Annotated in this window: 16 protein-coding genes; 10 read left to right on the top strand and 6 right to left on the bottom strand. The window is 74.0% G+C overall.

All coding sequences use genetic code 11. The features are described 5' to 3' along the window. Positions 1–51 precede the first annotated feature (51 nt). The 4 genes from ABD644_RS00955 to ABD644_RS00940 are packed head-to-tail and all read right to left on the bottom strand — an operon-like array spanning position 52 to position 3,999. Positions 52–744 (bottom strand): haloacid dehalogenase type II, encoded by a 693-nt coding sequence (locus tag ABD644_RS00955; RefSeq protein WP_344686607.1) that lies wholly within the window; start codon positions 742–744, stop codon positions 52–54. A 2-nt stretch (positions 745–746) separates the two neighbouring features. After that, the gene (locus ABD644_RS00950) at positions 747–2,366 is read right to left on the bottom strand and encodes a phospho-sugar mutase (protein WP_344686606.1); all 1,620 of its coding nucleotides are present in this window, start codon (positions 2,364–2,366) and stop codon (positions 747–749) included. Continuing rightward, the gene (locus ABD644_RS00945; protein ID WP_344686605.1) at positions 2,363–3,193 is read right to left on the bottom strand and encodes an NAD-dependent epimerase/dehydratase family protein; all 831 of its coding nucleotides are present in this window, start codon (positions 3,191–3,193) and stop codon (positions 2,363–2,365) included. The genes ABD644_RS00950 and ABD644_RS00945 overlap by 4 nt, the downstream gene beginning before the upstream one ends. Further along, on the bottom strand, positions 3,190–3,999 hold the full coding sequence (locus tag ABD644_RS00940) for a purine-nucleoside phosphorylase (RefSeq protein WP_344686604.1): 810 nt from the start codon (positions 3,997–3,999) through the stop codon (positions 3,190–3,192). The genes ABD644_RS00945 and ABD644_RS00940 overlap by 4 nt, the downstream gene beginning before the upstream one ends. Before the next feature lie 55 nt (positions 4,000–4,054). On the opposite strand from ABD644_RS00940, the gene ABD644_RS00935 reads away from it, so the two are divergent. Then, complete coding sequence (locus ABD644_RS00935) at positions 4,055–4,609, top strand: GNAT family N-acetyltransferase (RefSeq protein WP_344686603.1); 555 nt, start codon at positions 4,055–4,057, stop codon at positions 4,607–4,609. A 69-nt stretch (positions 4,610–4,678) separates the two neighbouring features. Here ABD644_RS00935 and ABD644_RS00930 read toward each other — a convergent pair whose 3' ends face one another. Next, on the bottom strand, positions 4,679–4,924 hold the full coding sequence (locus ABD644_RS00930) for a hypothetical protein (RefSeq protein WP_344686602.1): 246 nt from the start codon (positions 4,922–4,924) through the stop codon (positions 4,679–4,681). Between the two features lie 244 nt (positions 4,925–5,168). Between ABD644_RS00930 and ABD644_RS00925 the strand changes: the two genes are divergently transcribed. The 6 genes from ABD644_RS00925 to ABD644_RS00900 all read left to right on the top strand — a co-directional run bounded on the left by ABD644_RS00925 (position 5,169) and on the right by ABD644_RS00900 (position 13,780). Further along, entirely contained in the window at positions 5,169–6,353 is a 1,185-nt protein-coding gene (locus ABD644_RS00925; RefSeq protein WP_344686601.1) for a glutamate--cysteine ligase, read from the top strand. Then, the gene (locus tag ABD644_RS00920; protein ID WP_344686600.1) at positions 6,350–7,645 is read left to right on the top strand and encodes an amidohydrolase; all 1,296 of its coding nucleotides are present in this window, start codon (positions 6,350–6,352) and stop codon (positions 7,643–7,645) included. Before ABD644_RS00925 ends, ABD644_RS00920 begins: the two co-directional genes overlap by 4 nt. Then, a complete protein-coding gene (locus ABD644_RS00915) occupies positions 7,614–9,503 on the top strand; it encodes a methylmalonyl-CoA mutase family protein (RefSeq protein WP_344686599.1) in 1,890 nt (629 codons plus the stop codon). The genes ABD644_RS00920 and ABD644_RS00915 overlap by 32 nt, the downstream gene beginning before the upstream one ends. Continuing rightward, entirely contained in the window at positions 9,500–11,722 is a 2,223-nt protein-coding gene (scpA, locus tag ABD644_RS00910) for a methylmalonyl-CoA mutase (RefSeq protein WP_344686598.1), read from the top strand. The genes ABD644_RS00915 and scpA overlap by 4 nt, the downstream gene beginning before the upstream one ends. Then, a complete protein-coding gene (gene meaB, locus ABD644_RS00905) occupies positions 11,719–12,699 on the top strand; it encodes a methylmalonyl Co-A mutase-associated GTPase MeaB (RefSeq protein ID WP_344686597.1) in 981 nt (326 codons plus the stop codon). The genes scpA and meaB overlap by 4 nt, the downstream gene beginning before the upstream one ends. A 136-nt stretch (positions 12,700–12,835) precedes the next feature. Then, complete coding sequence (locus tag ABD644_RS00900; protein WP_344686596.1) at positions 12,836–13,780, top strand: hypothetical protein; 945 nt, start codon at positions 12,836–12,838, stop codon at positions 13,778–13,780. A 55-nt stretch (positions 13,781–13,835) separates the two neighbouring features. Here the strand turns inward: ABD644_RS00900 and ABD644_RS00895 are convergent, their stop codons facing one another. Then, the gene (locus tag ABD644_RS00895; protein WP_344686595.1) at positions 13,836–14,291 is read right to left on the bottom strand and encodes a gamma-glutamylcyclotransferase; all 456 of its coding nucleotides are present in this window, start codon (positions 14,289–14,291) and stop codon (positions 13,836–13,838) included. A gap of 138 nt (positions 14,292–14,429) precedes the next feature. Between ABD644_RS00895 and ABD644_RS00890 the strand changes: the two genes are divergently transcribed. From ABD644_RS00890 to ABD644_RS00880, 3 genes are all read left to right on the top strand, one after another. Then, a complete protein-coding gene (locus ABD644_RS00890; protein ID WP_344686594.1) occupies positions 14,430–15,836 on the top strand; it encodes an NAD(P)H-quinone dehydrogenase in 1,407 nt (468 codons plus the stop codon). Positions 15,837–16,012: 176 nt separating this feature from the next. Beyond that, positions 16,013–17,626 carry a zinc-dependent metalloprotease family protein gene (locus ABD644_RS00885; RefSeq protein WP_344686593.1) on the top strand — a complete coding sequence of 538 codons (1,614 nt, stop codon included), beginning with the start codon at positions 16,013–16,015 and terminating at the stop codon, positions 17,624–17,626. Between the two features lie 110 nt (positions 17,627–17,736). Beyond that, entirely contained in the window at positions 17,737–20,640 is a 2,904-nt protein-coding gene (locus ABD644_RS00880; RefSeq protein WP_344686592.1) for a M12 family metallo-peptidase, read from the top strand. Positions 20,641–20,666: the final 26 nt, after the last annotated feature.

The following is a 20,666-nucleotide window of genomic DNA, read 5'->3' as shown; positions in this document are numbered from 1 at the left end:
GGGCCCCGGGAGCGGGAACTCGACCCAGGAAGCCGTCGGTTGCGGCGCCCGTCACGCGCCCAGCCGCTCGGCCAGCTCGACCAGCGAGCCCACCGACAGGTCGGCGTCGGGGTCGCTGACCGGGGGAACCCGCATGCCGCCGAACTCGTCGGGCCGGTGCACGTACGCCGTCCGCAGCCCGCGTCCGCGGGCCGCCGCGAGGTCGTCGACGTGCGCCGCCACCATCAGCACCTCCGACGGCGCGAGCGCGAGCAGGCGGGGTGCGGCGTCGTAGACCTCGGCGTCGGGCTTGTAGTGCTGGACGATCTCGGCGCCGAGCACCAGGTCCCACGGCAGCCCGGCCCGCTTGGCCAGGTCGACGATCAGCGCGACGTTGCCGTTCGACAGCGGCGCGAGCACGTGCGACCGCGCCAGCCGGGTGAGACCCGGGACGACGTCCGGCCACGGGTCGAGCCGGTGCCAGGCCAGCACCAGCTCGTCGCGGGTCGCCGCGTCGACGTCGGTCCGGCCGAGATTGGCCAGCACCTCGTCCAGCGAGATCCGGTGCAGCTCGTCCAGGGGCGTCCAGGGCAGGTCGCCGGTGCGCACGCGCTCCATCGACGGCACGTACCGCGCCCGCCAGGCGTCGGCGAACGCGTGGGCGTCGACGCCCGGCCCGAGCACCCGGCGCACCTCGCGGGCGACGCCCGACCGCCAGTCGACGACCGTCCCGAAGACGTCGAAGACCAGCGCCCGGACGTCCACCGTCAGAGCCCCAGCGCCGCCGACATCTCCGCGCGCAGCTGGTCGAGCTCGTCGGCGCCGCGCCCGCGGGCGGCGATCACCCCGGCGTCGTCGTGCACGGGCACGACCGTCTCCAGGTACGCCTTGAGCTTGGGCTCGGTGCCGCTGGGCCGCACGATCACCCGCACGCCGTCGCCGAGCAGCCGCACCCCGTCGACGGCGGGCTGCTCGGTGAGCAGGTCGGTGAACGCGACGTCCCGCCCGAGCAGCCGGGTGGGCGGCGCGGCCCGCAGTCGCGCCATGGCGTCGGAGATGAGCGTGAGGTCCTCCACGCGCGCCGACAGCTGACCGGTCACGAACAGCCCGTGCTCGACGGCGAGCTCGTCGAGGCGGTCCAGCAGCGTGCGGCCGTCGGCCTTCAGCTCGGCCGCGAGCAGGGCCACCGCCAGCGCGGCCGAGATGCCGTCCTTGTCCTTGACCACCGACGGCGCCACCGAGTACCCGAGCGCCTCCTCGTAGCCGAACACCAGCGGCGACTCGTCGGAGCCGGCCCGCATGATCCACTTGAACCCGGTCGGGGTCTCCTCCGACGGCACCCCGTGCCCTCCGGCGATCACGTGCATCAGCGAGCCGCTCACCAGCGACGACGCGTAGGTCCCGCGCACGCCGCGCCGCAGCAGCCAGTCGGCCAGCAGCGCGCCGACCTCGTCGCCGGTCAGCTGCCGGCCGTCGCAGACGACGGCGCAGCGGTCGGCGTCCGGGTCCTCGGCGATCGCCACGTCGGCACCGACGTCGGCGGCCAGGGCTTTCAGCAGGTCGGTCGCTCCGGGCTCCTCCGGGTTCGGGAACACGACCGTCGGGAACGCCGGGTCCGGCCGGTCCTGCGCGGGCACGCTGTGCGGGGCGGTCAGCCCGGCGGCCGCGAAGACGGCGCGGGTCGTGTCGGCGCCCACGCCGTGCATCGCGGTGTAGGCGACGGTCAGCTCGGCGCGGTTCGCGACCCGGGAGGGCTGCAGCGCGGCCACGACCGCGGCGACGTAGTCGTCGGCGATGTCGTCGTCCAGCGTCAGCCACTCGTCGGACAGCGGGACCTCGCGCGCCGATCCGACGGCGCCGATCGCGGCCTCGATCTCCCGGTCGGCCGGCGGCACCAGCTGGGCGCCGTCGCCGAGGTAGACCTTGTAGCCGTTGTCGTCGGGCGGGTTGTGGCTGGCGGTCACCATGATCCCGGCCGCGCACCCCAGGTGGCGGACGGCGAAGGCGAGCACCGGCGTCGGCAGCTGCCGGGGCATCACCTGGACGGCGAAACCCGCACCGGCGAGCACCGCGGCGGAGATGCGGGCGAACTCGTCGGACCGGCGGCGGGCGTCGTAGCCGATGACCACCCCGGCGCCGGCGTGCCCGGACTCGGCCAGCCATCGACCGAGCCCGGCGGCCGCGCGGGTGACCACGGCCGCGTTCATGCCGGCCGGCCCGGCGCGCAGGGGTCCCCGCAGCCCCGCCGTCCCGAAGGTGAGCGGACCGGCGAACCGCCGGTCGAGCTCCTCGGTGTTCTCCGCCTCGATCAGCGACGCGATCTCGTCGCGGTCACCCGCGTGCGGATCGGCGTCGGCCCACTCCCGGGCCTTCTCCAGGACGCTCACAGCCGGCCTCCCGCCGCTTCGACGTGCTCCGCGTCGAACGCGGGCAGCGTGTACTGGCCGCCGACGCGGGAGTGGACCGGGTCGGTCGGGTCGGGCTCGCCGCACGCCTCGATCAGGGCCTCGGCGTACACCTCGGCGTCGTCGGCCGGCTCGTAGCCGAGCGCGCGGGCGGCGGCGAGGTCCCACCAGTTGCGCGTGTTGGCCGACACGCCCCAGACGATCTGGAAGCCCGGGGCGGGCGCGCGCAGGGCCGCGTCGACCAGCGACACGGTGTCGGCGGGGGAGAGCCAGGTGGCGAGCATGCGGAGCGTCGACGGCTCCGGGAAGGCGCTGCCGATGCGCAGGCAGACGACGTCCATGCCGTAGCGGTCGACGTAGAGCGAGCCCAGGGCCTCCATCGCCACCTTGGCCACGCCGTAGTACGTGTCCGGCCGCGGCGGGGCGTCGGCCTCCGTGAGCAGGCCACTCTCCGGGCGGGACGTGAAGCCGGTCGCGTGGTTGCTGCTGGCCAGGACCACGCGCTGGACACCGGCGCGGCGGGCCGCCTCCAGCGTGCAGTAGGTGCCCTCGATGTTGGCGTGGCTGATGGCCGGCCAGCCGGCCTCGCCCACCAGCCCCGCCATGTGCACGACGGCGTCCACGCCCTCGGCCGCGTCGACCATCGCGGCGAGGTCGGTGACGTCGGCGACGACCTGCTCCTCGCCCGGTCGCTCGTCGGGCAGCGGAGCCACGTCGAGGCTGCGCAGTGCCCAGCCGCGCTCGGGGAGCCCGCCGCGCAGCACCGTGCCGATCCGGCCCGCCGCCCCCGTCAGGAGGACCAGACTCACGGGAGCTTCCCGATGAACTCCACCAGGAAGGCTCCGAGCCGGCCGGCCGCCTCCTTGCCCGCGGCGAGCACCTCCTGGTGGTCGAGCACCTCGCCGGTGACGCCGGCCGCGGCGTTGGTGACCATCGAGAGGCCGAACACCTCCATGCCCGCGGCGCGGGCGGCGATCGCCTCGAGCGCCGTCGACATGCCCACCAGGTCGGCGCCGAGGGTGCGCAGCATCCGGATCTCGGCCGGCGTCTCGTAGTGCGGGCCCGGGAGCGCGGCGTAGACGCCCTCGATCAGCGAGGAGTCGACCTGCCGGGCCAGCTCGCGCAGCCGCGCCGAGTACAGGTCGGTCAGGTCGACGAACGTGGCGCCCACCAGCGGCGAGCGGGCGGTGAGGTTCAGGTGGTCGGAGATGACCACGGCCTGGCCGATCCGGTGCTCCGCGCCGAGACCGCCGGCGGCGTTGGTCAGGATCACCGTCTTCACGCCGGCCGCCGCCGCGGTGCGGATGCCGTGCACGACCGGCTCGACACCGCGGCCCTCGTAGAGGTGCGTGCGGCCGAGGAACAGCAGCACGCGGCGGTCGCCCACCTGCACCGACCGGACCTCGCCGCCGTGCCCCACGGCCGTGGGGGCGGCGAAGCCGGGCAGGTCGCCGATCGCGACGGAGGCCGTGGCGGCGCCGAAGGCGTCCGCGGCGGGCGCCCAGCCCGACCCCATGACGACGGCGACGTCGTGCTCCCCGCCGAGTGCGGCGGTGAGGGCGTCGGCCGCCTGGGCGGCGAGGGCGGCGGGGTCAGAAGCGGGGGGCTGGCTCACGCGGGGACGCTAGCGCAGCGCGGAGACGGCGCGTGCGGCCCGGCAGGATGCACCCGTGGACCCCCGCGCTGACCAACCGACGTTGACCGGGCCCCGCGTGCGGCTGCGGCCGTGGCGCGACGACGACGTCGACGCCGTGTTCGCCGCCTGCCAGGACGCCGAGATCCAGCGGTGGACCGAGGTGCCGGTGCCCTACCGGCGCGAGCACGCCGCCGGGTTCGTGGGGGAGATCGCCGCGCGGACCTGGGCGGCGGGTGGCGGGCAGTTCGCCGTCGAGACGCGGGAGGGCACCGGGCCGGTCGGCGCGATGACCCTGTTCCCGCCGCGGGACGGCGTCGGGGCCGGCGGCTACTGGACCGGCGGAGCGCACCGCGGCCGCGGGTTCACCGGCGAGGCCCTGCGGATCCTGGCCGGCTGGGCGTTCGACGAGCTCGGCCTGCGACGCCTGGAACTCGTCGTCGACCCGGCCAACGCCGGCTCCCGCGGGGTCGCCGAGAGCGCCGGCTTCCGCGCCGAGGGCGTCCTGCGCCAGCGGTCGCTGCACCGCGGGACGCCCGTCGACGACGTGATCTACGGCCTCCTGGCGGGCGATCCGAGGCCGGACGCGTGATCACCACGCGCTGAGGGGTGCCGGGCGGGGCGGGCGACCGTCAGGGCGTGGTGACCGGGGCGGGCCGGCTCACATCTGCGTCTGGCAGACCGGGTTCCGGGACAGGTAGTTGTCGTAGCCGTCGGAGACGAGCTGGACGTCGTCGGTGAGCGTGCCCGGCCACGCCTGGGCCCGGTCGAGGACGTTGCCGCAGGTCTCCGGGTCGAGCGCCGGCGGGTCGGCACCGGCCACGGGGACGCCGAAGCCGATCAGGGCGGCGGTGGCGACGACGGTGAACGAGGCGGCGAGAGCGCGGTGCGAGCGGCGAACGGACATGGGGGAGACCTCCGAGCGAACGCGGACCGGACCGGACCGGACTGCGACGGGCGCAGGGCGGAGGGGTGAGGCCGGTCCGGGATGGGGATGGACCGAGCCGCGGCTGGTGCCCGGTGCGCGCCGAGCGGAGCCGACACCGGGAGGAGACGGCGGCGCGGAACGGGGATACACAGGCGGGTGATCTGGACCTCACCGGGCCGCCGTCGGGGCGCTGACCGAGGGTGATCACTCCTAGACTTCCGACGTGCAGATCCCCTTCTCCTCCTCCGAGCGCGCCAGCCTGGGCGTGGAGTGGGAGCTGCAACTGGTCGACCGGGAGACCCGCGAGCTCTCCCCAGGTGCCGTCGAGATCCTCGAGCAGCTCCGGCCCGAGGGCGCCGCCGAGCACCCGAAGGCCAAGCACGAGCTCCTGCAGTCGACCATCGAGATCATCACCGGCATCTGCAGCACGGTCGCCGAGGCCAAGGCCGACCTGGCCGGCACGCTCGCCGAGGTCGTCGCCGTCGCCGACGAGCGGGGCCTGGGCCTCATGTGCGCCGGCACGCACCCGTTCACCGACTGGCAGACGCAGCTCATCTCGCCCAAGGAGCGCTACCTCCGGCTCGTCGAGCAGATGCAGTGGCCCGCACGGCGGCTGCAGATCTTCGGCGTCCACGTGCACGTCGGCGTCCGGGCGCCCGAGAAGGCGATCCCGGTGGTCAACGCGCTGTGCCAGTACCTGCCGCACTTCCTCGCGCTGTCGGCGTCGTCCCCGTACTGGGTGGGCGCCGACACCGGGCTCGCCTCGGCCCGCACGAAGATTTTCGAGGGCATGCCGACCGCCGGCCTGCCCTACCAGCTCTCCGGCTGGAACGAGTTCGAGAACTACATGGAGACCCAGATCTCCTCGAACGCCATCGAGAGCGTGCGCGAGGTCTGGTGGGACATCCGGCCGCACCCCGACTTCGGCACGGTCGAGCTGCGGATCTGCGACGGACTGCCGACCCTCGACGAGATCGGCGCCGTCGCCGCGCTGTCGCAGTGCCTGGTCGAGCAGTTCGACACGCAGCTGGACCGCGGCTACACCCTCCCGACCCCGGCCCGCTGGGTGCTGCAGGAGAACAAGTGGCGCGCCGCCCGGTACGGCCTCGACGCCGACATCGTCGTCGACGAGAAGGGCACCGTGCGCCCGGTGCGGCAGGCACTGCTCGACCTGGTCGAGGACCTCACGCCCACCGCGCGGAGGCTGGACTGCGTCACCGAGCTGCACGACGTGGAGCGGGTGCTCGCCGTCGGCGCCTCCTACCAGCGCCAGCGCGCGGTCGCCGCCGCGCACGACGGCGACCTGCGGTTCGTCGTCGACAGCCTGCTGGCCGAGATGCGCAATGGCCTCCCCACTCACCCTGGCCCCGCGGCCGAACGGACCCTCGTGGGAGGGGATCCGGGATGACCCCCGTCGTGGAGAAGCTGGGCGCGGCGGTCGACGACTGGGTCGCGGCGCACCACTCCCAACTGGTGTCCACGCGCCGGCACCTGCACGCCCATCCCGAGCTCGCCTTCGCCGAGTTCGAGACGACGTCCTTCCTCGAGCAGCGGCTGCGCACCCACGGGCTCCGGCCGCGGCGGCTGCCCACCGGCACCGGTCTGGTCGTGGACGTGGGCTCCGGCGATCCGGTGGTGGTCCTGCGCGCCGACATCGACGCGTTGCCGCTGGCCGACCTCAAGGACGTGCCCTACGCCTCCACCCGCGAGGGCATGTGCCATGCGTGCGGGCACGACGTGCACACCACCGTCGTCCTCGGGGTCGCGATCGCGCTGGCCGGCCTCGACGGCCTGCCGGGCACCGTCCGCTGCATCTTCCAGCCCGCCGAGGAGACCATTCCCGGCGGCGCCACCGAGGTCGTCGCCTCCGGGGTCCTGGACGGCGCGATGCGTGCTTTCGCCCTGCACTGCGACCCGTCGATCCCGGCCGGGACGGTCGGGCTGCGGACCGGCGCGATCACCGCCGCCTGCGACCGGATCGACGTGACGCTGACCGGCCCCGGCGGGCACACCGCCCGCCCGCAGCTCACCGTCGACCTCGTCGACGCCCTCGGGCGGCTGATCACCGACCTGCCGGGCCTGCTGTCGCGCCAGGTCGACCCGCGGGCCGGGATGTCGCTGGTCTGGGGCGCGGTCAACGCCGGGATCGCCGCCAACGCGATCCCGCAGCGCGGCCAGCTCCGCGGCACCGTCCGGGTGCTCGACCGGGACGCATGGAAGGGCGCCGAGGACCTGATGCGCTCGCTGGTCGAGCGCGTGGCGGCGGCGAGCGGCGCCGGGTGCGACGTCGACTACGTGCGCGGCCTGCCGCCGGTGGTCAACGACCCCCGCGCGGTGGTGCTGATGCGGGCGGCCGCGCTGGAGACGGTCGGCAGCGACCGGGTGGTCCTGACCCCGCAGAGCATGGGCGGCGAGGACTTCGGGTGGTTCGCCGACGTCATGCCGATCGCCCTGGCACGGCTGGGCACGCACGGCGGCGGCGCCCCCCTGGACCTGCACCGGGGCACCTTCGACGTCGACGAGCGGGCGATCGGGGTCGGTGTGCGGCTGCTGGCCCGCACCGCGCTGCACGCGTTGGAGGCCGACGCCGCCCCCGCGCGCACGGGCCGGCCCGCGCCCGGAGACACTTCTGCCCGACGAGCAGCCCACGAGAGGCGGGAACCCGACGATGAGTCCCCCCGATCAGCAGACCGGACATGACGGCGCGGCGACCACCGGCGCCGCGGACGCGGCCGTCCCGGCCGAGCACGAGGTGCCCGACGAGCTGACGCTCGCCGCCGGGTTCGACGCCGCCACCCGGGACGAGTGGCGCGAGTTGGTCGCCGGCGTGCTGCGCAAGGCCGGCCGGGAGGACCTGCCCGACCCGGTCGAGGACGCGCTGCGCGCGCCGGTGGCGACGGGCGTCAGCGTCGCCCCGCTCTACACCGCCGACGACGCCGGCGACCTGCCGACGGCGGTCGGGGTGCCCGGCCTGCCGCCGTTCGTGCGGGGCGGGGCAGCCGCCGGTGCCGTCGTCGAGGGCGGCACGCCGGCCGCCTGGGACATCCGGCAGCGCCACGCGCACCCCGACGTCGCCACCACGAAGGAGGCGATCGCCGCCGACCTGGAGAACGGCGTCACCTCCCTGTGGCTGGTGCTGGGGGAGGGCGCGATCCCGGTCGACTCGCTCGGCGACGTGCTGTCCGACGTCCTGCTCGACCTGGCGCCGGTGGCGGTCTCCGGCGGGCCGTCGGCCGCCGAGGCGTTCCTGGCGCTGGTGGAGGGCCGCACCGATCTGGCGCGGGGTGGCTCGCTCGGTCTCGACCCGCTGGGCGTGCACGCGGCCGGCGGGCAGCAGCAGGATCTCGCCGGGCTGGCCGACGTCGCCCGGCGGGCCGCCGCCCATGCCGGCCTGCGGACCGTCGTCGTCGACGCCACGGTGTACGCCGACGCCGGGGCGTCGGCGGTCGAGGAGCTCGGGTGCTCGCTGGCGGCCGGGGTGGCGTACCTGCGGGCGCTGACCGAGGGCGGGCTGAGCGTCGACGAGGCATTCGGGCAGGTGGAGTTCCGCTACTCCGCGAGCGCCGACCAGTTCACGACCATGGCCGCGCTGCGCGCCGCCCGCCGGCTGTGGGACCGGGTCGGGGAGGTCAGCGGCGCGTCGCCCGAGGCGCGCGCCCAGCGGCAGCACGCGGTCACGTCGTCGGTGATGACCACGAAGCACGACCCGTGGGTGAACATGCTCCGGACGACGGTGGCCTGCTTCGCCGCGGGCGTGGGCGGCGCCGACGCCGTCACCGTGCAGCCGTTCGACGCGGCGCTGGGCCTGCCCGACTCGTTCTCCCGCCGGATCGCCCGCAACACCCAGAACCTGCTGGTCGAGGAGGGGCACCTCGCGCGGGTGCTCGACCCGGCCGGTGGCTCCTGGTACGTGGAGTCGCTCACCGAGTCGCTGGCCCAGGCGGCGTGGGAGTGGTTCACCGAGATCGAGCGGGCCGGCGGCCTGGTCGCGGCGCTCGACTCCGGGCTCGTGCGGGACCGGATCGCCGCGGCGTGGGACGAGCGGGCCCAGCGGCTGGCCACCCGCACCGACGCGATCACCGGCGTCAGCGAGTTCCCGAACCTGGCCGAGCAGCTGCCCTTGCGCGAGCCCGCTGCCTCCGTGCTGCCCAGCGGCGGGCTGCCCCGCGTGCGGGCGGCCCAGGAGTTCGAGGCGCTGCGCGACGCCGCCGACGGTCAGCGGGTCTACCTGGCCACGATCGGGCCGATCGCCAAGCACACCGCGCGGGCCACGTTCGCGGGCAACCTGTTCCAGGCCGGGGGGCTCGAGACGCCCTCGGGTGACGGCACCGAGGGGTTCGCCGACGCGGGCACGACGGTCGCCTGCATCTGCGGCACCGACAAGGACTACGCGGAACACGCCGCCGCGCTGGCGAAGGAGCTCCGGGAGGCCGGGGCGACGCACGTCTGGCTGGCCGGGAAGACCGAGGTCGACGGCGTCGACGGGCACGTCTTCGCCGGGTGCGACGCGCTCGACGTGCTGCGCACGGTGCACGAGCAGTTGGGAGTCAAGGCATGAGCGGGATCCCCGACTTCGGGTCCGTCGAGCTCGGCCGGCCGTCCGGCGATCACTCGGCCGACGACTGGGCGAAGGCGTTCAAGGAGGCCTCCGGCCGGGGCGTCGAGGAGGCGACCTGGGAGACGCCCGAGGGCATCGCCGTCCCCCCGCTGTTCACGCCGGCCGACCTGCGCGGGCTGGACTTCCTCGACACCTATCCGGGCATCGCGCCCTACCTGCGCGGGCCCTACCCGACGATGTACACGACCCAGCCGTGGACGGTCCGGCAGTACGCCGGGTTCTCCACCGCGGCGGAGTCCAACGCGTTCTACCGGCGCAACCTGGCCGCCGGGCAGAAGGGCCTGTCGGTCGCGTTCGACCTGCCCACCCACCGCGGCTACGACTCCGACCACCCGCGGGTGGTGGGTGACGTCGGCATGGCGGGGGTCGCGATCGACTCGATCCTGGACATGCGTCAGCTCTTCGACGGCATCCCACTGGACCGGATGAGCGTGTCGATGACCATGAACGGCGCCGTCCTGCCGGTGCTCGCGCTGTTCATCGTCGCCGCCGAGGAGCAGGGGGTGAAGCCGGAGCAGCTGACCGGCACCATCCAGAACGACATCCTCAAAGAGTTCATGGTGCGCAACACCTACATCTACCCGCCCAAGCCCTCGATGCAGATCATCAGCGACATCTTCGCGTTCACGTCGTCGGAGATGCCGAAGTTCAACTCGATCTCGATCTCCGGCTACCACATCCAGGAGGCCGGGGCGACGGCCGACCTGGAGCTGGCCTACACGCTGGCCGACGGCGTCGAGTACCTGAAGGCCGGCCAGGCCGCCGGGATGGACATCGACGCGTTCGCCCCGCGGTTGAGCTTCTTCTGGGCGATCGGCATGAACTTCTTCATGGAGGTCGCGAAGCTGCGGGCCGGGCGGCTGCTGTGGGCGAAGCTGGTGAAGGAGGCCGGCGCGACCAACCCGAAGTCGCTGTCGCTGCGCACCCACTCGCAGACCTCGGGCTGGTCGCTGACGGCGCAGGACGTCTACAACAACGTCGTCCGCACCTGCCTGGAGGCGATGGCCGCCACCCAGGGGCACACCCAGTCGCTGCACACCAACGCCCTCGACGAGGCGCTGGCGCTGCCCACCGACTTCTCCGCCCGGATCGCCCGCAACACCCAGCTGCTGCTGCAGCAGGAGTCGGGGACGACGCGGGTCATCGACCCGTGGGGCGGGTCGGCGTACGTGGAGAAGCTGACCTACGACCTCGCCCGGCGCGCCTGGGCGCACATCGAGGAGGTCGCCGAGCACGGCGGCATGGCGCAGGCCATCGACGACGGCATCCCGAAGCTGCGCATCGAGGAGGCCGCCGCGCGCACCCAGGCCCGCATCGACTCCGGCCGCCAGCCGGTGATCGGGGTGAACAAGTACCGGGTCGAGGCCGACGAGGCGATCGAGGTGCTGAAGGTCGACAACGCCGACGTGCTCGCCCAGCAGAAGGCCAAGCTGGAGGAGCTGCGCGCTGAGCGCGACTCCTCGGCGGTGCAGGAGGCGCTCTCCCGGCTCACCGACGCCGCGCGCGCGGCCGCGGAGGGACGGCGGGGCAGCGACCTCGACTCGAACCTGCTCAAGCTCGCCGTCGACGCGGCGCGGGCCAAGGCCACCGTCGGGGAGATCTCCGACGCGCTGGAGGAGGTCTACGGACGGCACTCCGGTCAGGTGCGCACCATCTCCGGCGTCTACCGCGACGAGACGTCCGGCCACGAAGGGAGTTCCGGCCCGTTGGACGAGACCCGCCGCATGGCGTCGGAGTTCGAGGAGGCCGAGGGACGGCGGCCGCGCATCCTGGTCGCCAAGATGGGCCAGGACGGCCACGACCGCGGCCAGAAGGTCATCGCCACGGCGTTCGCCGACCTCGGGTTCGACGTCGACGTGGGCCCGCTCTTCCAGACGCCGGAGGAGGTCGCCCGCCAGGCCGTCGAGGCCGACGTGCACGTCGTCGGCGTCTCGTCGCTTGCCGCCGGGCACCTCACCCTCGTGCCGGCGCTCAAGCAGGCGCTCGCCGACCTGGGTGCCGACGACGTGCTGATCGTCGTGGGCGGCGTCATCCCGCCCGACGACGTCCCGACGCTGAAGGAGATGGGCGCGGCCGCGGTGTTCCCGCCGGGCACGGTCATCGCCGAGGCGGCGCAGGAGCTGCTGCGCACCCTGTCCGAGCGTCTCGGCCACGCGTGACCCTCGTCGAGGGAGTGCTCGAGGGCGACCGGCGCGCCATCGCGCGGGCGATCACGCTCGTCGAGTCCCGCCGCGAGGACCACCGGGAGAAGGCGCAGGAGCTGCTCGTCGAGCTGCTGCCGCACGCCGGGGGAGCCCGCCGGGTCGGGATCAGCGGCGTGCCCGGCGTGGGCAAGTCGACGTTCATCGACCAGCTCGGGGTGGACCTCACGGCCGAGGGTTCGAAGGTCGCCGTGCTCGCCGTCGACCCGTCGTCGGCACGGTCCGGCGGCTCGATCCTCGGTGACAAGACGCGCATGGCCCGGCTGGCCGTCGACGAGCACGCGTTCATCCGCCCGTCGCCCACGTCCGGGACGCTCGGCGGGGTGGCCCAGGCGACGCGGGAGTCGATGGTCGTCGTCGAGGCGGCCGGTTACGACGTCGTCCTGGTGGAGACCGTCGGGGTCGGGCAGTCGGAGGTGACCGTCGCCGAGATGGTCGACTCGTTCCTCTTCCTGACCCTGGCGCGCACCGGCGACCAGCTGCAGGGCATCAAGCGCGGGATCCTCGAGATCGCCGACGTCATCGCCGTCAACAAGGCCGACGGCGACGGCGCACCCGATGCGCGGAAGGCGGCACGGGAGCTGTCGGGTGCGATCCGCATGCTGCGGGGTCATCCGGACGACGGCTGGGACGTGCCGGTGCTGACCTGCTCGGGCCTGACCGGCGAGGGGCTCGACGAGGTCTGGGCGAAGATCGTCGAGCACCAGGACCGGCGCAAGGCGTCAGGGGCGTTCGAGGAGCGCCGCCGGTCGCAGCAGGTGCGCTGGACCTGGCAGCTGGTGCGCGACGGGCTGGAATCGGCGCTGCGCCACCACCCCGGCGTCCGGTCTCTCGCCCCCCAGCTGGAGAAGGCGGTGCTGGCGGGCGAGCTCACCCCGGCGCTGGCCGCCCGGCAGATCCGCGACACCTTCCTCGAGGCCCCCTCGTCCGACTGACCGGCCCCTCGTTTGGCGATCATGGGGCCGAGACCACCTCGGGCCGGCACTTGATGGTTCGCGCGCCATGATCGTGCTGGGTCCCCAGCCGGTGCCGCTCTCCACAGATTGATGGCGGCTCTACCGCCTCACCGGATTGGCACCCAGCGTCGTCGGAATGCAGCTGTCGTTCGTCAGAGCCGTCACCCGACAGGGCGGTGCCTTCACCCGCGAGCAGGCGCTGGACATCTGCTCTCCGGCTGAGCTGCGTGCTCGGCTCCGGCGCGGCATCTGGCGGCGAACCCCGTGGCAGGGGCTCTACGTCGACGGGGAGCTTCCGGACGACGTGCCCGCGCTGGTCCGCGCCGCGTCGCTCTGGCTTGGTGGTGACCTGCTCGCCTGCCACACGACAGCGGCCTCGCTATGGGGCTTCGATCTGCGATTCCCGGAAGCCGCGAAGAGCGAGCCGCTGCACTTCCTCGGTCCCGCGGACATCGACAACCGCCGGCTCCGAGGCCTGCAGGTGCACCCGTCATCCCTGGGGACCGACGACGCGGTGATGATCGCGGGTGTGTGGTGCACCCCGCCGGCGCGCACCGCCTGCGATGTCACGCGGCTCGGCGCCCCCATCGATGCGCTGGCAACCCTCGACGCCGCCCTCCGGACCGGCTGGTGCACTCGGGAAGAGCTGAACGCCGCGGCGCTACGCATGCGCGGCATGCGCGGCGCGGCCAGACTCGGCCGGCTCATCCCGCTGGCGGACCGGCGGGCGGAGTCGGCGATGGAATCCCGGATGCGGTGGCGCTTCCTCGACGCGGGGCTGCCGGCTCCCGACCTCCAGATCGAGGTCGGTGCCACAGGTCGTCGGCACCGGCTCGACATCGGCTGGCGCGAACATCGTCTCGGGGCCGAGTTCGACGGCCACGAGGCCCACATGACCCGCGCGCAGCTGGCCGCGGACCGCGATCGGCACAACTGGCTCACCGAGCATCGCTGGACGTTGTTCCACTTCACGGCCGTCGACGTGTATCGACGCTTCGAGCCGATGGTGGCCTACGCGCGCCGGTACCTGCTCTCCCCGACCGTGATCATGGCGCCCTGACCACTTCGGGAGCCCGAATGGTGGTCACGGCGCCATGATCACGAAGAACAGGGGGTCAGAACGCGGTGCGGCAGTCCCGGGCGCGCAGCTCGGCGACGTAGTCGTCGGGGGCGCCGGCGGCCTCGGCGCCGTCGGCGATCGCGCCGAGGTGCCGCGCGGAGGGCAGACCGCCCTCGAAGGCGTCCAGCACGTACACGTACGCGACCACGTCGCCGGCGAGGGTGTGCACCCGCAGGTGGACGCGGTCGTAGAGCCCCTGGTCGGCGCCCTCCCAGGCGTCGAGTGCACGCTCGTCGGCCTCGGTGAGGTCGTAGAGGGCGACGAACACACCGTCGGCGGCGTCCTCGTCGGGGACGAGCGTCGCGAGCGCCCCCTCCCAGCCGTACTCCTCGGCGCCGAAGGTGAGCCGCCAGCCGCGGATCCACCCGGTGCCGGTGTGCGGGGAGGACGGACACCGCCGCAGCATCTGCGCGGGATCCATGTTCGACCCGTAGGCGGCGTAGAGGCCCATCGACGCCGAGCCTAACCAGCGAGGACGGCGACGGCCCGCTCATCGGGGCGGCGGGCCGACAGGGAGCCGGTTCCGACGCCGGTGGGGTGCAGCGGCGACAATGGCCCGGAACGTCCGCTCAGAACCGGGGAAGGACCCATGACCCGCATCGTGATCATCGGCGGGGGACCGGCCGGCTACGAAGCCGCGCTGGTCGCCGCACAGCTCGGGGCCGAGGTCACCGTCATCGAGCGGGACGGCCTCGGCGGCGCCAGCGTCCTGACCGACTGCGTGCCCTCGAAGACGCTCATCGCCGCCGCCGGGACCATGACGTCGGTGCGCGACTCCGCCGTCCTCGGTCTGCGGGGCGCCGACGTCAGTACCGTCGCCCTCGACCTCGGCACGGTCAACCGCCGGGTCAAGGGGCTGGCCATGGCGCAGTCCGCCGACATCCGGGAGCGGCTGCTCGGCGAGGGCGTCCGGATCGTCGCGGGCACCGCGCGGCTCTCCGACGAGATCCGCGGCCTGGCCGAGCACCGGGTGGAGGTCATCGGGTCCGACGGCGCCGCCGGCGAGACGCTGGAGTGCGACGTCGTCCTGATCGCCACCGGCGCCGACCCGCGGGTGCTGGCCGGTGCCGAGCCCGACGGCGAGCGGATCCTGGACTGGCGGGACGTCTACGACCTCGACGAGATGCCCGAGCACCTCGTCGTCGTGGGCTCCGGCGTGACCGGCGCCGAGTTCGCCTCCGGCTACCTCGAGGCGGGCGTGCCGGTCACCCTCGTCTCCTCCCGCGACCAGGTGCTGCCGGGCGAGGACTCCGACGCCGCGGCCGTGGTCGAGGAGGTCTTCAAGGCCCGGGGCGGACGGATCGCCGAGCGGGGCCGCGCCGCGAGCGTGACCCGCACCGAGAAGGGCGTGCGGGTCGACCTGACCGACGGCCGGACGGTCGAGGGGTCGCACGCGCTGATGACCGTCGGCACCGTGCCCAACACCGCCGGGCTCAACCTCGAGCAGTGCGGGGTGGCGGTCTCCGAGTCCGGGCACGTCGTCGTCGACCGCGTCTCCCGCACCTCGGTGTCGGGCATCTACGCCGCCGGCGACGTCACCGGGGTCTTCCAGCTGGCCTCGGTCGCCGCGATGCAGGGCCGGATCGCGATGTGGCACGCGCTCGGCGAGGCGGTCACCCCGATCCGGCTGAAGACCGTCGCGGCCAACGTCTTCACCCATCCCGAGATCGCGACCGTCGGCGTCCAGGAGAAGTCGCTGCCCGAGGGCGTGCCGCTCGACGTCGTCCGGCTGCCCCTGGCGACGAACGCGCGCGCCAAGATGAGCGACCTGCGCGACGGCTTCGTGAAGCTGTTCGCCCGGCAGGCGACGGGGGTCGTCGTCGGCGGCGTGGTGGTGGCGCCGGGCGCGTCCGAGCTGATCCTGCCGATCGCGCTGGCGGTGACCAAGGGCCTCACGGTCTCCGATCTGGCGCACACGTTCGCGATCTACCCGTCGCTCTCGGGGTCGATCACCGAGGCCGGACGGCGGCTGATGGGGGCCGACGCCCTGGCGTAAGGCGGGAGGCGCGGGGGACCCGCGCGCCGGATGCGGCGGATGTGACGCGGATTTCGGCTCAACATCCGCGCTGACGGTGCCGATGGTCCCTGACCCCGCCGATGCAGGAGGGGATGCCTTCTGCCCGGGTCGATCGCCCCCCTGCCGGTCGCCGACGCCTGCTGCGCTCGTGCGCGGTGGCCTCGGCCGTCGCCGCCTCGGCGCTGCTGTCGGCGGTCCTGCCGGGTTCCGTCGCCCTCGCCGACGAGGCGGCCGGCGCCACCGTGGTCGGCGAACTGGTGCAGGCGTGGCCGGAGACCGGTGAGCACGGCGCCGAGGAGGCGCACGAGCCGGTGAGCTGGGTCGAGACCGCCGACGGGGAGGCCGTGCCGGTCGTGACCGGCGACGTCGACGGCGTCCCGGCCGGCTCCACGGTCTCGGTGACCGTCGGGGGGCAGGTCGACGCGGGCGACAGCGGTGAGGCGCACGAGGTTCTCGACTCCGAGGTCATCGAGACCCCGCAGGTCCTGCCCGCGCCGGCGGGCCCGGTGAGCAACCAGGTCACCGTCGTCATGGTCGCCCCCGCCGGTACCCCCGCCGGGTCGCGGACCGCCCTGCAGCAGGTCGTCGACCTGGTCGACGGGCCGGTCGCGGAGTTCTGGGCCGGCGAGACCCGCGGCGCCGTGCGGCTCGCCGTCACCGCCGCCCACGACTGGATCACGACGGCCGCCGGCTGCGGCACCGCCGCCCAGCTCTGGAACGAAGCCGCCGCGAAGGTCGGGTTCGTCGCAGGCCCGGGCAAGCACCTGCTGCTGTACGTGCCCCCGACCGCACCCGGCTGCGCCTACGCGCTGGCCGAGGTCGGCTCCTCGCTCACCTCCGGCGGACGCCTCTACGTGCGGGACACGGCGGCCTCGGTGATCGCCCACGAGCTCGGCCACAACTTCGGCCTGGCGCACTCCTCGGGCCTGCAGTGCGACGGCGGCGCCGACGCCGGCGCCTGCCGCACCACCGGCTACCGCGACTACTACGACGTCATGGGCGCCTCGTGGGCCGAGCTGGGCTCGCTCAACGTGCTCCAGGCCGCGCAGCTGGGCGTGCTCCCGGCGCAGCAGACCTCCCGCGTGCCGGTCACCGCCGCGCCCACCACGGTCACCCTGGCCCCGGTCTCGGGCCGCGACGGCGTGCGCGCCCTGAACCTCGTCGACGGCGACGGCGTCGCCTACTGGCTGGAGTACCGGCCCGCCGCCGCGCGCGACGCGTGGCTGGGCTCGGCGGGCAACCGGTTCGGTCTCGAGGCCGGCGTGCTGCTGCGCCGCGCGGAACGCTTCCCCGACACCTCGCTGCTGCTCGACGCGACCCCGGGCCCCGCGGCCGGCTGGGACGACGACTTCCAGGCCAGCCTGCCCGTGGGCGCGTCTGTCAGCCTCTCCGGCGGCGACTTCACCGTCGTCGTGCGCAGCACGTCCGCGGCCGGCGCGCAGGTCGAGGTCGTCCCCTCCGGCGTGTCCACGCCCGGCCCGGCCGCACTCGCGGGAGCCGGCAGCGTCCCACCCGGCGCCACGCTCCCCGGCGAGGCCGGCACCGCCGTGACGGCTCCGGCCGCGGCGGCCGCCGAGGCGCCCGCGGCCGACGGGGCAAGCACCCTCACCCGTCCGGACGCCGTCCGCGCGGAGCCGGCCACCGCGTCGCAGCACTCGCCGGTCGAGTCGGGGACCGCTACCACCTTCCTCGTCCTCGGTGCCGGGTGCGCCCTGGCCGGGACGCTGCTCGTCGCCGTCCGCACCCTCCGGAGGCGGTTCGCCCGCTGACCTTCCGGGCGGAGCGCCCGTGGACCGGTTCGCCCGATCGAGCGGATCCGGTCCGTTCCGGACCGCCGTGTGCCGATGAACAGCACATCCCCTCGCTCAGGAGTTCTCCCGTGTCCGTTCGTCGCCGGCCCCCGGTCTCCCGGCGGTTCCTGCTCGGCCTGGCCGTCGTGGTCGCCGCCCCGGTCCTCGCGGTACCCGGTGTGGCCGTCGGCGAGGAGGCGACCAGGGAGATCGTGGTGGGCGAGCTCGTCACCGTCTGGCCGGAGTACGAGGACCTGGACGAGACCGAGGAGCACGCCGACGAGGGGCCGCTCAGCTACGTCCGCACCGATGACGGGGACTCGGTCCGGGTCGACACCGCGGACGTCGAGTCGATCGCGAGCGGCGCGACCGTCGAGCTGACCCTGGGCCGGGAGGTCTCCGATCCCGCCTCGGTGGAGCAGGGGTTCGAGGAGGCCCACGAGGTCCTCAGCACGGAGGTGCTCGCGGCGGCTCCCGCCGAGCCGGGGCCCACCGCGCCCGCGAGCCCGCCCTACACGAACTCCGTGACCGTGGTCATGGTGAACCCCGCGGGCGGTGTCCGGGACTCGACGACGCTCACGGACGTGGTGGCCGCGGTGAACGGCCCGGTGGCCGACTTCTGGGAACAGGAGACCGGGGGGGCCGTCAAGGTCGGGGTGACGGCGTCGCACGACTGGATCGACACCGCGGCGTCCTGCGAGAACCCGTACGCCCTCTGGTACGAGGTCGCCGACGACGTGAATTTCGTCGAAGGGGCCGGCAAGCACCTGCTGCTGTACGTGACGAGCGCTCCCGAGGCCCTGCCCGGTTGCGCGTACGGGCTCGCCGAGGTCACCTCCATCCCGAGCTCGGGCAGCTCGGGTGGCTTCGCCTACGTCCGGGACGTCGAGACCTCGGTGATCGCGCACGAGCTCGGCCACAACTTCGGGCTCGGGCACTCGTCGGCCAGGAACTGCCGGGGCAGCGGGTACTCCGGCTCCTGCGCCGTCGCCGAGTACCGCGACTACTACGACGTCATGGGCGCCTCGTGGGACCAGTTGGGCTCCCTGAACGTCGAGCAGTCCCAGAACCTGGGCTACGAGGGCTCGACGAAGCCGTTCGCGCTCGGGTACCCCGCCGAGACCGTGTCGCTGGCCCCCGTGTCGCAACGCTCCGGCTACCGCGTGATCACGCTCGACGCCGGTGGGACCCGCTACTCGTTGGAGTACCGGCCCGCGAGCGGACAGGACGCCTGGCTGTCCAGCGGGGCGAACTGGATCGGCCTGCAGCCCGGCGTGCTCCTGCGCATGAGGTCCACCGGTGACAACACGTCGATGTTGCTCGACGGCACACCGTCGCCGGAAGCCCAGTGGAGTCAGGACCTCGAGGTCGCCCTGCCGGTCGGCACGCCCGTCCGCATCAACGCGAACGACGGGAGCGGCGACGCCTTCCTCGTGACCGTGGAGAGCGTCAGCGCCTCCGAGGCCCGGATCCACCTGGAGATGGCCCCGGTCGCGGGGAGTCCGCTGGTGCGGACCGCGGCCGACCCGGCGGTCTACCTGCTGTCGGGCGAGATGAAGTACGTTGTGCCCGATCTGAGCACCCTGGCGGCGCTGGCCCCCCTGGGCCAGGTCCGGTTCGTCTCGGACCAGGTGCTGAACAACCGGCAGACCTCGCCCCTGGAGATGAAGCGGGTCTTCACCGATCCCGACGGGTCGGCGTACTTCGTCGACGCCGGCATCAAGCTGCCCTTCCCCTCGTGTGCCGAGGTTCTCGAGTTCGGCCGGGCGTGCAGTTCCGCCATCCCGCTGGAGCAGGCGCTCATCGACAGGTTCCACGCCGGTCCGCCGATCACCCAGCTGTACCGGACGACGTCGGGCAAGACGTTCTACGTCGACGACGGGGTCAAGCGGGAGGTCGTCGACGACGCGGCGCTGACGGCCGCGGGCCTGCCGACCACCGGGGTGCGGCTGCTGGAGACCGGCATCGGCTACCTGCCCTACGGTCCGCCGATCACCCGCGACGGGGTCGCGCTGCTCAACCGGATGACCGGCGGGGTCACCCTCAGTGTGGGCGGCGGGTTCGCGGCCGTCCCCGAGCCGCTGCGGGCGGCCACGCCGCTGCGCACGCTGCCCATGCGCGCGCTGGACGACGCCAGCCTGCGCCAGCTGACCCGGCCGGTGATCTCCTCACCCGTGGTGCAGCAAGCCGGCGGCGGTCCGGCGTTCCTGCTGACCGAGACCGGCAAGCGGGAGATCACCGACCCGGGCATGCTACCGGCGGTCCCGACCGAGGTGAGCGCGGGATTCCTCGCGCTGTTCCCCGACGTGGGGAGCTTCGGCGGCACCGGGTTCGTGAAGGGCTCGGCGACGGGCGCGGTGTACGTGCTGGACGAGGGACGCCGGCGGGTGGTCAGCTCCTGGTCGGACCTGCTCGCGCTCAACAGCGGCAACGCCTCCCCGAGCATCCTGACCATCGACCAGCGCCTGGCGTCGTTGCTGCCGACCGGGCCGGCGCAGATGGGGCCGGGGGCGTTGATCCACTCCCCGCGCAGCGGGGCGGTCTTCTTCGTCAACGGGGCCTCGGAGCTGATCCCGGTGGGGTCGTTCAACACCACCGGCGAGTTGGGCGCCACGCGGGTCGTGGCGGTCCCGGACGCCGTCGTCGACAGCTACACGGTCCGGGGATCGGGGTTGGGCACGGCGGTCGACTGCTCCGGCACCCGCTACCTGGGGCTGGGTGGGCAGCTCCACCAGGTCGGCACGGACGTGGCCGCGCACTACGCGCTGGCCTACACGAGCCTCGACCCCCGCGCCTGCGCGGCGCTGCCCAAGGCCTGGAACCTGACCCGGTTCCTGCGCGCGGACACCGGGGCCATCTACTACGTCGAGAACGGGGTGAAGCGCCCGATCCGGTCCTACGGCGCCTACCTGGCGCTCGGCGGCACCCCCGCCAACACGATCCGGGCCTCGGCCTTCGCCCTGTCGCTGGTCCCGACCGGTTCGCCCTGGTGAGCCGTCCGGCCGTGGGCGGAGCCGGA

Source organism: Blastococcus jejuensis (genome assembly GCF_039534705.1).
GTDB lineage: Bacteria > Actinomycetota > Actinomycetes > Mycobacteriales > Geodermatophilaceae > Blastococcus_B > Blastococcus_B jejuensis.
Note: the sequence above shows the minus strand (reverse complement) of the source record. Positions and strands in the feature narration are given on the sequence as shown.

Excerpts from the sequence above, each read along its gene's own strand:
- scpA (WP_344686598.1), top strand. The coding sequence starts at position 9,500 with ATGAGCGGGATCCCCGACTTCGGGTCCGTCGAGCTCGGCCGGCCGTCC.
- ABD644_RS00895 (WP_344686595.1), bottom strand. The coding sequence starts at position 14,291 with ATGGGCCTCTACGCCGCCTACGGGTCGAACATGGATCCCGCGCAGATG.
- ABD644_RS00930 (WP_344686602.1), bottom strand. The coding sequence starts at position 4,924 with ATGTCCGTTCGCCGCTCGCACCGCGCTCTCGCCGCCTCGTTCACCGTC.
- ABD644_RS00920 (WP_344686600.1), top strand. The coding sequence starts at position 6,350 with ATGACCCCCGTCGTGGAGAAGCTGGGCGCGGCGGTCGACGACTGGGTC.
- ABD644_RS00915 (WP_344686599.1), top strand. The coding sequence starts at position 7,614 with ATGAGTCCCCCCGATCAGCAGACCGGACATGACGGCGCGGCGACCACC.
- ABD644_RS00890 (WP_344686594.1), top strand. The coding sequence starts at position 14,430 with ATGACCCGCATCGTGATCATCGGCGGGGGACCGGCCGGCTACGAAGCC.